This window comes from Kitasatospora sp. NPDC022856, assembly GCF_055561235.1.
Window position 1 is genome coordinate 182,681 of sequence record NZ_JBVHHE010000014.1, and the last position, 12,167, is coordinate 194,847.

The 12,167-nt window shown below is 72.6% G+C and carries 12 protein-coding genes; 3 read left to right on the forward strand and 9 right to left on the reverse strand.

Translation table 11 applies throughout. The features are described 5' to 3' along the window. Nucleotide 1: 1 nt before the first annotated feature. From ACZ34W_RS19710 to ACZ34W_RS19735, 6 genes are read right to left on the reverse strand one after another with little or no spacing between them, the layout of a single operon-like run. Entirely contained in the window at nucleotides 2-808 is an 807-nt protein-coding gene (locus ACZ34W_RS19710) for an ABC transporter permease (RefSeq protein WP_329485290.1), read from the reverse strand. After that, on the reverse strand, nucleotides 805-1,650 hold the full coding sequence (locus ACZ34W_RS19715; protein WP_465605741.1) for an ABC transporter permease: 846 nt from the start codon (nucleotides 1,648-1,650) through the stop codon (nucleotides 805-807). Before ACZ34W_RS19715 ends, ACZ34W_RS19710 begins: the two co-directional genes overlap by 4 nt. Continuing rightward, the gene (locus ACZ34W_RS19720; RefSeq protein WP_465605743.1) at nucleotides 1,647-2,663 is read right to left on the reverse strand and encodes an ABC transporter ATP-binding protein; all 1,017 of its coding nucleotides are present in this window, start codon (nucleotides 2,661-2,663) and stop codon (nucleotides 1,647-1,649) included. Before ACZ34W_RS19720 ends, ACZ34W_RS19715 begins: the two co-directional genes overlap by 4 nt. Further along, on the reverse strand, nucleotides 2,660-3,961 hold the full coding sequence (locus tag ACZ34W_RS19725) for an aspartate aminotransferase family protein (protein WP_465605745.1): 1,302 nt from the start codon (nucleotides 3,959-3,961) through the stop codon (nucleotides 2,660-2,662). Before ACZ34W_RS19725 ends, ACZ34W_RS19720 begins: the two co-directional genes overlap by 4 nt. Beyond that, complete coding sequence (locus tag ACZ34W_RS19730) at nucleotides 3,958-4,365, reverse strand: cupin domain-containing protein (RefSeq protein ID WP_329485294.1); 408 nt, start codon at nucleotides 4,363-4,365, stop codon at nucleotides 3,958-3,960. Before ACZ34W_RS19730 ends, ACZ34W_RS19725 begins: the two co-directional genes overlap by 4 nt. 58 nt (nucleotides 4,366-4,423) lie before the next feature. After that, nucleotides 4,424-5,644 carry a sedoheptulose 7-phosphate cyclase gene (locus tag ACZ34W_RS19735; protein ID WP_465605747.1) on the reverse strand — a complete coding sequence of 407 codons (1,221 nt, stop codon included), beginning with the start codon at nucleotides 5,642-5,644 and terminating at the stop codon, nucleotides 4,424-4,426. A 176-nt stretch (nucleotides 5,645-5,820) separates the two neighbouring features. On the opposite strand from ACZ34W_RS19735, the gene ACZ34W_RS19740 reads away from it, so the two are divergent. The 3 genes from ACZ34W_RS19740 to ACZ34W_RS19750 all read left to right on the forward strand — a co-directional run bounded on the left by ACZ34W_RS19740 (nucleotide 5,821) and on the right by ACZ34W_RS19750 (nucleotide 8,608). After that, the gene (locus ACZ34W_RS19740; RefSeq protein ID WP_465605749.1) at nucleotides 5,821-7,482 is read left to right on the forward strand and encodes a glycoside hydrolase family 13 protein; all 1,662 of its coding nucleotides are present in this window, start codon (nucleotides 5,821-5,823) and stop codon (nucleotides 7,480-7,482) included. A 132-nt stretch (nucleotides 7,483-7,614) separates the two neighbouring features. Continuing rightward, nucleotides 7,615-8,049, forward strand: a complete 435-nt coding sequence (locus ACZ34W_RS19745) for an Hsp20/alpha crystallin family protein (protein ID WP_359835810.1) — start codon at nucleotides 7,615-7,617, stop codon at nucleotides 8,047-8,049. Nucleotides 8,050-8,209: 160 nt separating this feature from the next. Beyond that, nucleotides 8,210-8,608 carry a DUF2267 domain-containing protein gene (locus tag ACZ34W_RS19750; protein ID WP_329485298.1) on the forward strand — a complete coding sequence of 133 codons (399 nt, stop codon included), beginning with the start codon at nucleotides 8,210-8,212 and terminating at the stop codon, nucleotides 8,606-8,608. Nucleotides 8,609-8,708: 100 nt separating this feature from the next. Here the strand turns inward: ACZ34W_RS19750 and ACZ34W_RS19755 are convergent, their stop codons facing one another. The 3 genes from ACZ34W_RS19755 to ACZ34W_RS19765 all read right to left on the reverse strand — a co-directional run bounded on the left by ACZ34W_RS19755 (nucleotide 8,709) and on the right by ACZ34W_RS19765 (nucleotide 12,128). Then, entirely contained in the window at nucleotides 8,709-10,019 is a 1,311-nt protein-coding gene (locus ACZ34W_RS19755; RefSeq protein ID WP_465605752.1) for a cellulase family glycosylhydrolase, read from the reverse strand. Between the two features lie 120 nt (nucleotides 10,020-10,139). Beyond that, nucleotides 10,140-10,754, reverse strand: coding sequence for an SGNH/GDSL hydrolase family protein (locus tag ACZ34W_RS19760; RefSeq protein WP_465605754.1), 615 nt, complete (start codon nucleotides 10,752-10,754; stop codon nucleotides 10,140-10,142). Nucleotides 10,755-10,820: 66 nt separating this feature from the next. Further along, nucleotides 10,821-12,128 carry a glycoside hydrolase 5 family protein gene (locus tag ACZ34W_RS19765; RefSeq protein WP_465605756.1) on the reverse strand — a complete coding sequence of 436 codons (1,308 nt, stop codon included), beginning with the start codon at nucleotides 12,126-12,128 and terminating at the stop codon, nucleotides 10,821-10,823. Nucleotides 12,129-12,167: the final 39 nt, after the last annotated feature.

The following is a 12,167-nucleotide window of genomic DNA, read 5'->3' on the forward strand; positions in this document are numbered from 1 at the left end:
TTCAGCTCCCGGTCATCTCGTAGCGGTCGACGCCCCGGTGCCACACCAGCAGGGCGAGTGCCGCCAGGGCGGCGGTCACCACCGGCAGCCAGCGCAGCAGGTCCGTCGCTCCGAAGAGCAGGTAGGACGCGGGGGCGTAGGCGGTGAAGGCGTAGGGCAGCAGCCAGGTGAGCAGCCACCGCAGGGAGGGGTGGTACAGGTCGAGGGGGTAGCCGGCGAAGTCGCCCAGCTGGTTGGCGGCGTACAGGGCCGGGAAGCTGTTGGTGGTCCAGAAGGACAGCGCGGCGAACGCCGTCTTGATCGAGGCGAGGATCAGGGCGCCGCACAGCACCAGCAGCGGGACGAGCAGCAGCCGGCCGGCGCTCGGGCCGAGGTCCAGCTGGTCGGCGGCGTACCAGGTGATGGCCACGCCGGTGACCAGCTCGCCGAAGCCGTCCGGGTAGAGGAAGCGTTCGGACAGCAGCGCGTACAGCGGGTGGACCGGCCGGATCAGGTACCGGTAGAACTCGCCGGACTGCACCAGGCGCCGTGCCAGGATCCACAGTTGGTCGGTGAACAGCCGGTCCAGGCCGCGCGGGAGGAGCGAGAACCCCAGCAGGAACAGCACCTGGTGGAAGTTCCATCCCGCGATCACCGGGACCTGCCGGAAGACCATCCCGACCACGGCGAGCTGGCCGCCCACCCGGAGCAGCAGGCCGCCCGCCCCGAGGGCGAAGTCCATCCGGTACTCGGTCAGCCGGTGCAGGCTGACGGCGCTCAGGTACCAGGTCAGCCGGGTGTAGCGGGCCGCGGTGGTGAACGCGCTCATCCGCCCAGCACCTCCACCCTGCGGACGGCCCCGCGCCAGGCGAGGGCGGCCAGGGCGGTCAGGCCGACGGCCCAGCCGGCCTGACCGGCCAGGATCCCGGCGGCCTCGGCGGGCCCCCGGTAGTGGCCGAGCAGCAGCCGCAGCGGTCCGTCGACCAGGGCCTGGAACGGCAGCAGGTGCGCGACGGCGGCCAGCGGCCCCGGCATCAGGGCGAGCGGCACGACCTGGCCGGCGAAGAACGCGACCACGCTGTCCTTGACGATCCGCACGCCCCAGATGTTGGTGGTGACGAAGCCGGCCAGGCCGACCAGCAGGTTCACCCCGAACCCGATCACCAGCGAGAGCCCGGCGGACAGCGCGAACAGCAGCCCGCCCGCCCAGTTCGGCGCGGACAGCGGCAGCAGCAGCGCGTACAGCAGCACCACCGGGACGGCGACCGTCCCGGCGTTGACCAGGGAGACCGGCAGGCCGGCGGCGAACCGGGCCAGCGGGTAGCTGACCGGGCGCAGCAGCGAGACCGCGATGTCGCCGCGCTGGACCTCCCCGGCCACCTCCTCGTCCACCCGGCTGGCCTGGAGCAGCGCCAGCATCTGGGCGAGCAGCACGTACGTGGTCAGCTCGGGCAGGTCGTACCCGCCGGGCAGGCCGCCGGTGCGGCCCGCGTACACCGCGCGCCAGAGGAAGACCTGGAGGCCGACGGCCGTGGTCGCGGTGACCGCGTTGATCACGAAGGTCGAGCGGTACTGCAGCAGGCCCTGAAGGCTGGCGGCGGCGAACGGGGTGTAGCGGCGCCAGGTGACGGCGAGCGGGGTGCGGCGGTGCCAGGTGGCGGAGGCCGTCACAGCAGCGCCTCCCGGGGCTCGGCCCGGCCGGTGTAGATCCGGCGGAGCACCGTTTCGAGGTCGGGCTCGGGGGCGACGCAGTCGGTGACGTCGAAGTGCTCCAGCAGGAAGCCCATCACCTCCCGGGCGGACGAGTGCCGGGTCGGGTACTCGACCCGGATCCGTCCGCCCTCGACCGGCCGGGCGGTCACGCCCGGCAGCCTGTCCTCGATCATCGCGATCGCCTGGGCCGGCGCGGGCCAGCCCTGGTGTTCGAAGACGACCGCCCGGGTGTCGGCGGCGCGCAGCAGCTCGTGCACGGTGCCCTGGTGCACCACCTCGCCCCGGTTGACGACCAGGACCTGGTCGCAGATCGAGGTGATGTCGCCGATGTCGTGGCTGGTGAGCATGACGGTGGTGCCGAGTTCGGCGTTGACCCGGTTGACCAGTTCGCGCACGGCCTCCTTCAGGACCAGGTCCAGACCGACGGTCGGCTCGTCGAGGAACACGACGGCGGGATCGTGCAGCAGGCTCGCGGCCACCTCGGCGCGCATCCGCTGGCCGAGGCTCAGCTGCCGCACGGGAGTGCTGCCGAGGGCGTCGAGGTCGAGCAGCTCGCGGTAGAGCGCCATGTTGCGCCGGTAGACCGGGGTGGGGATCTCGTGGATGCGGCGCAGGATCCGGAAGGAGTCCGGGACCGGGAGGTCCCACCAGAGCTGGCTCCGCTGGCCGAACACCACGCCGATGTTGGCGGCGTTGCGGCGGCGCTCCCGGTACGGCTCCAAGCCGGCCACCAGGCAGCGGCCGGAGGTCGGGTTCATGATCCCGGTAAGCATCTTGACGGTGGTGGACTTGCCCGCGCCGTTGGCGCCGATGTAGGCGGCCCTGGCGCCGGCCGGGATCTCGAAGGAGACCCCGGAGACGGCGCGCACCACGCGGTGCTCCCGGCTGAACAGCGTGCCGAGGCTGCCGAGCAGACCGGGCCTGCGCTCGTAGACCTTGAACTCCTTGACCAGGTTCTCCGCGACGATCACCGGCCGGCCTCCGTGACCTGCTCCAGGGCGCGCCCGAGCAGGGTGATGCCCTCCTCCAGGAGCGCCCGGTCGATGGTGAACGGCGGGGCGAGCCGGATGATGTGGCCGCCGAGCGAGGTGCGCAGTCCGAGGTCGAGGGCGGCGAGGTAGACGGCGCGGGCGATCTCGGGCGCGGGCTCCCGGCTCTCCCGGCTGCGGACGAACTCCAGCCCGTGCAGCAGTCCGAGGCCCCGGACGTCGCCGAGGACCTCGAACCGGGACTTGAGTTCGGCCAGCCGGTCGTCGAGCAGCGCGCCGAGGGTGCGGACGTTCTCGATCAGGGTGTCGCGGGCCACCACCTGCAGGGTGGCCTTCGCGGCGGCGATGCCCAGCGGGTTGTTGGCGTAGGTGGAGGCGGTGGATCCGGCCCGGGCCGCCCGCGGGTGGCGCAGCACCTCCGCGCGTCCGGCCAGGACGGCGAACGGGAAGCCCGAGGCCATGCCCTTGGAGAGGGCGACCAGGTCGGGCTGGACGCCGAAGCGCTCGCTCGCCAGGAAGCTGCCGGTGCGACCGCCGCCGGTGAGGACTTCGTCGGCGACCAGCATGACCCCGTTCTGCCGGGCGCTGTCGGCGATCTGCTCCCAGTAACCGGGCGGCGGCACGATGACTCCGGCCGCGCCGAGCACCGGCTCGAAGACCAGCGCCGACACGTTGGACTTCTCGGTGATGTGCCGCCGGACCAGCGAGGCGCACCGCACCCCGCAGGAGGGGTACTCCAGTTCGAGCGGGCAGCGGTAGCAGTACGGCGAGTAGCCGAGGATGCTGTTGCCCGCGTGGGCCTGGTTGCCGATGTCCCAGTGCACCAGCATCCGGGCGCCCTGGGTCTTGCCGTGGAAGCCGTGGCGCAGCGCGCCGATCCGGTTGCGGCCGGGGTCGGCGACGGCCTGCACGGCGCGCAGCGCGGCCTCGACGACCTCGGCCCCGGTCGAGAAGAAGCCGTAGGTGTCGAGCTGTTCGGGCAGCAGGCGGGCGAGCAGCTCGCACAGCTCGGCCCGGTCGGCCGTGGCGAAGTCGTGGACGTTCCACAGCCGGCCGGCCTGCTCGGCGAGCGCCGCGACCACCTCGGGGTGGCAGTGGCCGAGCGACTGGGTGAGGGTTCCGGCGGCGAGGTCGATGTACTGGTCGCCGTCGAGGTCGGTGAGGACGGCGCCGCTGCCCTCGACGAACACCCGGCGCCCGAGGGCGGACTCCTCCGAGGCTCCCGGCGCGAGGTGGACGGCCTCCCGGGCCAGCAGCTCGCTCTGGCGCGGGCCGGTCACCGGGCGCCGCCCATCGGGCCGACCTCGAAGACCAGCAGCTGGAGGTCCTCGTCCGAGGCGTTGGCGAGGCCGTGCTCGCCGTACGCGCGGTTGGGGACGACGTCCCCGGCCCGGACCTCGAACTCCTCGCCGTCCAGGGTCATCAGGCCCCGGCCGGACAGGATCACGTAGGTCTCCTCGTCGTCGGCGTGGCGGTGCAGGCCGATCGAGGTGCGGGGCGGCAGCACCACCAGGTCGATGAAGGCGACGGGGGCCGGGGCGCTCTCGCCGTGGTAGGCCCGGTGGGCGAGGATCGTGCCGGCACCCCCGTGGTCGGCGTTCACCCCTCGGAGCAGGCCCTCGTGCAGGTTGGACACCCGGCTGCGGGTCACACCACGGGCCGGCGGCGGTTCGGCGGGACTCATCTCGGTGCGGGCTCCTGTCGGGGACGGGGCGGACGGGTCGCCCGTCGGCGGGCCGGGTTCAGTGCGCGACGGCGAGCGGACCGGGGAGGGTTCCCGGGCGGACGGCCAGGGCGTCCAGCGCCTCCTCCAGCGCGGCGGCCGGGATGTCCTCCAGGTCGTCGACGAAGACCGCGGAGCCGATGCCGTCGGGCACCACCAGGTGCAGCCGGCGCCCGCGCCGCTCCCAGGACGCTCTCAGGGCCCGCTGCATCAGCTCGGGCGTGCAGGTCCGCGGGTCGTGCACCGGAAGGCCGAGTCGGGAGATCAGGCGGACGATCCGCTCGCAGTCCTCGGCGCCGATCACGCCGAGCACGCGGGCGAGTTCGCTGGAGATCGCCATGTCGACGGCCACCGACTCGCCGTGGGCGATCCGGTAGTCGCTGGCCGTCTCGATCACCGGCCCGAAGGTGTGCCCGAAGTCGACCAGCCGCGCCAGGTCGTGCTCGCGGAGGTTCGGGCAGAGCTCCTCCATCATCAGCGCCATGGAGGTGCGCAGTACGTAGTCCTCGACGCCGCGCCCACCCTCGGCGGCCAGCCACGAGGGGGGCGGGCAGGGCTGCCGGAAGACCTCCGGGCACTCCTCCAGGGCGCGGAACAGCTGCGCGTCCTTGATGATCGCCATCTTGGCGATCTCCCCCAGCCCGCAACGGATCTGGCGCGCGGGCAAGGTCCGGAGGAACGCCGGATCGTTGATCGACGCGTGCGCCGGGTGGTACGACCCGAGCATGTTCTTGGTGCCGAGGGCGTTGACCCCGGTCTTGACGCCGACGCCGACGTCGACCTGGCCCACCAGGGTGGTGTTGACCTTGATGTAGCGCACGCCCCGGCAGTAGACGGCCGCCGCGAAGCCCACCGTGTCGCAGGTGACGCCGCCGCCGACGGCGATCATCACGCCGCGCCGGTCCAGCCCGGCGGCCTTGGCCTCCGCGCAGATCCGCTCGACGGAGTCCATGGTCTTCTGTGCCTCGCCGCCGCCGATCACCACCACGCTCCAACTGCCGGGCGCCAGACGCTCGGCCAGGTAGCGGCGTAGCTGTGCGCCGTAGAGCCGGTCCACGGACGGGCCGAGGAAGGCGATCACCCGGCGCCCTTCGCAGTACTCGGCCAGCAGCGGGTTCCCCGGTGCGAACACGCCGTCGGTGAGGTCGACGCGGTACGAAGTCCCCTCCGGTGCACGGAGCGCGAAGCCCCCGTCGTCGGCCAGCACCCCGTGCCCGGCCCATGCTGTCTGCTCCGCCACAACACTCCTCGGATCGGCCGGTCCCTGACCGGACGTGTCGTCAACTGCGGTAACGGGCCAGAGTTAAACAGTTGATAGCCAGACATGGCAAGGATCTTCAGAAACTTGCAGCAATCTCTTGCAGAGGCTTGGGGCCGGTGCGAGCATCGAGGCTCCGCCACCCGAGGAGTCCTCAGATGACCGCACCCATGACGGCGCCGGCCCCCGCACGCACACGTTCGGACTGGTGGGAGGACGCCGTCATCTACCAGGTCTATCCGCGCAGCTTCGCCGACAGCGACGGCGACGGCTGCGGGGACCTGAACGGAATCCGCGACCGTCTGGGCCACCTGCGGGAGCTGGGTGTCGACGCGCTCTGGATCTCGCCGTTCTACACCTCACCGCAGGCCGACGGCGGATACGACGTGGCGGACTACCGCGCCGTCGACCCGGTGTACGGCACGGTCGGCGACGCCGACGCGCTGATCACCGACGCGCACGCCCTCGGCCTGCGGGTGATCGTCGACGTGGTCCCCAACCACTGCTCGGACCAGCACCCGTGGTTCCTGCGGGCACGGCGCGAGGGCGCCGGCTCCCCGCTGCGGTCCCGGTTCCACTTCCGCCCCGGCCGCGGGCCCGGCGGCGAGGAGCCGCCGAACGACTGGATCTCCCTGTTCGGCGGCCCCGCCTGGACGAGGATCACCGAACCCGACGGCACCCCGGGCGAGTGGTACCTGCACCTCTTCGCCGCCCAACAGCCCGACCTCAACTGGGACTCCACCGCCGTCCAGGACGAGTTCCGGTCCATCCTGCGGTTCTGGCTGGACCTCGGCGTGGACGGATTCCGGGTCGACGTCGCGCACGGCCTGGTCAAGGCCCCGGGCCTGCCCGACCTCGGGCGCTACGAACAGCTCGGCCTCCTCGGCGAAACGTCGGTACCGTACTTCGACCAGGACGGCGTCCACGAGATCTACCGCTCGTGGCGCGCCCTGCTGGAGGAGTACCCGGGCCAGCGGATCGCGGTGGCGGAGGCCTGGACCCGGACACTGGACCGCACCGCCCGCTACGTCCGCCCCGGCGAGCTCCACCAGGCCTTCAACTTCAAGTTCATGAACGCGCCCTGGGACGACGTCCGGCTGCGCGAACTGATCACGACGTCCTTGGCCGCCATGGGCACCGTGGACGCCCCCACCACCTGGACGCTCTCGAACCACGACGTCATCCGGCACGCCACCCGGTACGCGCAGGGCGACCCGGCCCGCGGCCTGCGCCGGGCCCGGGCCGCCGCGCTGCTGATGCTCGCGCTCCCCGGCTCCGCGTACCTCTACCAGGGTGAGGAGCTGGGCCTCCCCGAGGTCACCGACATCCCCGACGAGGTCCGCCGGGACCCGGCCTTCCACCGCGCCGACGGCGGCCACGGCATGCGCGACGGCTGCCGGGTCCCGCTCCCCTGGTCCGGCACCCGGGCCCCGTACGGCTTCGGCCCCGTGCCCGGCGGCCCCTCCTGGCTGCCCCAGCCCCCCGAGTGGGCCGACCTCAGCGTCGAGGCGCAGACCGGCGATCCGCGATCCGTCCTGGAGCTGTACCGCAGCGCGCTGCGCCTGCGCCGGACCCTTCCCGCGCTCGGCGCCGGCCGGTCCGTCGAATGGCTGGACCTGGCACCCGGGGTGCTCGCGTTCCGGCGCGACAGCGACCAGGGCGCCGTGGTCTGCGCCGTCAACACCACCGGCGCGCCGGCCCGCGTCACCGACGGCGGACTCGGCGCCCTCCTGCTCTGCTCGGCCGAACCACCGGTCACCGAGCACCCCGGCGAGGTGCTGCTGGCAGCCGACAGCACCGCCTGGTGGCTGGCCGGCTGACGAGCGTCCCAGGGGCTTCCCGCTGCCGTCACTCTAACGGCGACGCCAGAGCTTGTCATCGGATGGATGACGCGCTACAAAGGTGTCAGGTGAAGCGCACTGGCCCCCTGATCCTTCTGGAGGTGTTTCGCGATGCTGATGCGCACCGACCCGTTCCGCGAACTGGACCGTCTGACCCAGCAGTTCCTGAACACGACCGGCACCTGGTCGCGTCCGACCCCGATGCCGCTGGACGCCTACCGCACCGGCGACGAGTACGTGATGTGCTTCGACCTGCCGGGTGTGAGCCCGGACGCGATCGACATCGACGTCGAGCGGAACATGCTCACCGTCAAGGCCGAGCGCCGTCCCCGCCCCGAGGGCGACGACGTGAAGTGGGAGCTGTCCGAGCGCCCGCTCGGGATCTTCTCCCGCCAGGTGATGCTCTCGGACACCCTCGACCCGGCCGGGATCAGCGCCGACTACGACGCCGGCGTGCTGACCCTGAGGATCCCGGTCGCCGAGAAGGCCAAGCCCCGCAAGATCGCCATCGGCCACAGCGGCACCCCGAAGCAGATCCAGGCCTGACCCGCACCCTGGAGCCGTTCCGGGCCGCCCCGCCCCTCCCCCGCGGGGCGGCCCGGAAGACCCCGCTACGACCTCCTCCTCGGCCGCCCCGCACCACGGCACCGCTCCTGATGACACGTCCCGCACCGCGCGGGCCCCTCTCCCCCGGAAGGCCACCGTCATGACCCGGCACCGCCACCTGATCCAGCAGGTCCGCGCCCTGGGCCGCTACACCACCGACGAGGAAGCCGAGCGCGTCCTCACCGCGGTCCTCACCGTCCTCGGCTCCCAGCTCACCGGCGAGGAACGCTGCGACCTCGCTGCGGCGCTTCCCGAGCGGGCCCGCGCCCTCTTCGCCGCCCAGATCCCCCTTCCCGAACCGGTCACCGCCCCCGCCTTCGTCGAAGCCGTCGCCCGCAACCTGGGCACCAGCCTCACCGCCGCCCGCTGGGACACCTCCTCCGTCCTGGCCGCCCTCGGCGACCTCGCCGACGACCGGCTCACCGACCGCCTCCTCACCCACCTGCCCCGCGGCTACGCACTGCTGTTCGGCCGCGCGGACCTGACGATCGCCGCCTGAACGGCCCCGCGCACCCAGGCGTCCCCGCCCCGGCCGGACGCCCGTTCCGGAAGCTCGACCTGCCGCCCGGAGTCGCCGTGCGCGGACCAACGGCGGCCGGTCAGAGGTCGGCCCGGCCGCCGCGGACCACGCAGGAGGCGCTGTTCTCCCAGCCCCACCCGTCACCATCGGGGTCGGAGGAAGCGCTCACGCAGTACGGGTAGCCGTTCGGCGCCCTGGTCGGCAGCGGGGACGGGGTACTGCCGGTGTCGGCCCGGCCGCCGCGGACCACGCAGGAGGCGCTGTTCTCCCAGCCCCACCCGTCACCGTCGGGGTCGGAGGAAGCGCTCACGCAGTACGGGTAGCCGTTCGGCGCCCTGGTCGGCAGCGGGGACGGCGAGGGCGACTGGCCGGGCCGGTCGTAGATCGTGGCGGGGCGGGCGGTGGCGGCGATGCCGTTGGCTCCGTCGAAGAACCGCTTGCCCCAGGCGGTCGGCGAGTTCGTGTCGAAGCCGTCGACCAGGTCGAGGTACTCGACGCCGCCGCCGTTGCCGCTCCAGGACCAGCCGATGTAGCCGACCGAGAGGGACTGGGCGGTGGCCATGATGGCGTCCTCGTCGGGGTTGCCGTCGCTGTGGTTGGCGCCGAACTCACCGACCACGATGGGCAGTCCGGCGTTGACGTAGGCGCCGAGGTAGGACTGGACCTCGGCGGCGGTGTCGTAGACGCCGTACATGTGGATCGAGAAGATCGTGTTGCGGTCGGGGTCGGACTGGAAGACCGAGCCGGCGTTGTCGCGCATCGTGTGGGACCAGTCCTGGCCCCAGTTCGGCCCGTCGACCATCAGGGCGTGGTGGAGGCCGGCGGCGCGGATCCTGCTGATCGCGCTCTTGGTGGCGGCGGTCCAGGCGGCGTAACCGCTGTTGCCCCAGGGTTCGTTGGCGATGTTGACGACGACGTAGGCCTCCTGGCCGGCGAGGACGCTCTTGTTGTCCACCCAGAACTGGGCGGCCCGGTCGAGCGTGGTGGCGGCGCCGTCCTCGCCGTAGCCGGTGGCGTCGTGGACCTCCAGCACGCAGATCACCTTGGCGCGCTTGCACTGGTCGATCAGGGTGGCGAGCTGGGCGGAGCCGGTGCGGGTCCAGCGGTCACCGTTGCTGAGCACGACGCGGACGGTGTTGGCGCCCCTGCCCGCGATGTCGGCGATGGCGGTGGTCCGGGTGGGGTACCAGGTGTACGCGTGGTTGACCCCTCGCATCACGAACTGGCTCCCGTTGGCCTCGTAGACGCGGCCGTTACTGACGTGGATGCCGGTACCGGCGGCCTGGGCACCGCCCGGGGCGAACCCGAACACCCCGAACAGCAACCCGAAGGCGGCTGCGAGTGCTGCTCCGACCGTCGTGAGCGCTCTGCGGCTCTGCGGCTTGTCCATTGAGACTCCTCAAATCGTTTGTGGGGGCCTGGAGTCGATGGCCTCGACCAACGCGCGGGTACGCGTCGACGCCGTCATCGCCCTCCAGTCGTTCGCGAACGGCCTGCCGGTGATGGGGCGTCAGGCCTTCGGGGCGCTCACCAGGGCGAGCCACGCGTCGGCCAGCAGGCGGTGGCCGAGTGGGGTGGGGTGCACGCCGTCGGCCGCGATCAGGGCGGGATCGCCCGCCGTCCGGGCGGCCTGGTTGAGCAAGCCGTCGGCGGCCAGCAGACCCGCGTCGTGCGCGGCGGCGAGGCGGCGGACGGCCTGGATCCGGGCGTCGAGGTCGGCCCGCCAGCCCCACTGCTCCTCCCGCACGGGCAGCAGGAACGGCTCGATCAGCACCAGTCGGGGAGCGCAGTGCCCGGACAGGTCTCCGAGCAGCCGGTGGTAGTCCCGCTCCCACCGGTCGACCGGGCTCGGCAGGCCCCGGTCCTGGCGGCGCCAGGTGTCGTTGACGCCGATCAGGACGGAGACCAGCCCGGGCCGGTGGGCGAGGGTGTCCGCCGGCCAGCGCTCGCGCAGGTCCGCGAGGCGGTCGCCGCCCACGCCCCGGTTGAGCACCACCGGGGTACCGGGGAGCCCGGCGGCGGCCAGCGCGGCGTAGCCGTGGCCGAGGTCTCCGGAGCAGCCGCGGTCGCGGCCGGCCTCGGTGATGCTGTCGCCCTGGAAGAGGACGGTGGTGCGGGGGTGCATGCGGGACTCCTCCCGGAGGGCCCGCCGCCCGGGCTGACGGTCACCGGGCGGCGGACGGTCAGTGGGTCAGCCCGCCGCGGCCATCGCCTTCGCATGGGCTGCGAAGAGCTGCGCGCCGGCACGGGTGGGGTTGGCCGGGTCGTTGTTCCACATCACCCGGTGGCCGTCGTGGTCGGGGTAGAAGGAGCCGTCGTCGACGCGGGAGGTGAGCAGCCAGAACCGGTCGCCGGCCGCGCCGTTCGCGAGTGCGGCGTCGGTCCAGACGCGATAGGCGGCGTCGCGGGTCGCGGCGTCGGGGATGTCGCGGGCCGGGTCGATCTGCAGGCCGAACTCCTCGACGACGACGGGTTTGCGGAGCTCGCGGCCGTCGGCGAGATGGTCGGTGATCCAGCGGGTACCCCATGCGGTGGCGTTGGCGCCGTGCTTGGAGCCGCTGGTCTCCCCCCAGTTCTGCGGGTAGACGTGCACGGTCCCGTAGTCGACGGCGGGCAGGGCGGTGAGCTTGCGCCAGTCGCTGCCCTCGTAGTCGGAGTAGGGATAGTCCGCGTGGCCGGGCTCGCCGTAGAAGCCCTCGTCGCCGACGGCGAGGAGCTGGCGGGGGGCCAGGGCCTTGACGTAGTCGCTCATCTCGCGGGCCCAGCCGAGGAGAGTGGCGCCGGACTTGTCACTGCGGCAGCGCGGCTCGTTGGCGAGCTCCCAGGCCATCACGGTGGGGTCGTCGTCGTAGCGCAGACCGGTGTAGCGGTTGCGGCGCCCGATGACGTGCTTGGCCCAGGCCCGGTAGGCCTTCTTGCAGGTGGCGTCGGTGTAGAAGCGGTCGTGGTGGGTGCCGTCGCCGTAGGAGTCGTCGGGCAGGTCGAGGAACCAGGAGACGTACTGGCGCATGCCGCCGTAGTCGGGCCAGTTGTTGACCAGCGGGAGGACCAGACGGAGACCGAGCCGGCCGGCCTTGTGGACGGCGTAGTCGAGGCTGTCGAAGGCGGCCTCGTCGTACTGGAACGGCTTGGGCTGGAGGGCTCGGTGGGAGTGCCCGTCGCCGTCGGCGAAGGCCCAGGCGCGGATCACGGTCAGGCCCATCGCGGCGGCGTCGTTCAGCACGGCGTCGATCATGTAGTGGGACTGCTGGTGCAGGTAGTAGCAGTTGGTGCCGCCGAAGCGGAACTTCTCTCCGTTCAAGCGCAGTTCACCGTTTCCGGCGGTGACGAACGAGCGCCTTGCGCCGCCCTCGCTGCCGCGGCCCTGCCGCTGCTCGTCGTCCTGGCCGGCGCCAGTGGTGGCGGAGGCGGCGCCGCCGAGCAGCGGGGTGGCGGCGACGCCGAGGGCGACGGCGCCGAGCAGGGTGCGGCGGGCGGTGGTGCGGGGCTGGTCGTTCACGGGTCTCCTCCGGACAAGCGGCGGGTGGGATGGAGCCTG

What these genes read in the sequence shown, in the direction of transcription:
- ACZ34W_RS19740 (WP_465605749.1), top strand. Translation starts at nt 5,821, where the DNA reads ATGACCGCACCCATGACGGCGCCGGCCCCCGCACGCACACGTTCGGAC.
- ACZ34W_RS19730 (WP_329485294.1), bottom strand. Translation starts at nt 4,365, where the DNA reads ATGAGTCCCGCCGAACCGCCGCCGGCCCGTGGTGTGACCCGCAGCCGG.
- ACZ34W_RS19750 (WP_329485298.1), top strand. Translation starts at nt 8,210, where the DNA reads ATGACCCGGCACCGCCACCTGATCCAGCAGGTCCGCGCCCTGGGCCGC.
- ACZ34W_RS19760 (WP_465605754.1), bottom strand. Translation starts at nt 10,754, where the DNA reads ATGCACCCCCGCACCACCGTCCTCTTCCAGGGCGACAGCATCACCGAG.
- ACZ34W_RS19710 (WP_329485290.1), bottom strand. Translation starts at nt 808, where the DNA reads ATGAGCGCGTTCACCACCGCGGCCCGCTACACCCGGCTGACCTGGTAC.
- ACZ34W_RS19745 (WP_359835810.1), top strand. Translation starts at nt 7,615, where the DNA reads ATGCTGATGCGCACCGACCCGTTCCGCGAACTGGACCGTCTGACCCAG.
- ACZ34W_RS19755 (WP_465605752.1), bottom strand. Translation starts at nt 10,019, where the DNA reads ATGGACAAGCCGCAGAGCCGCAGAGCGCTCACGACGGTCGGAGCAGCA.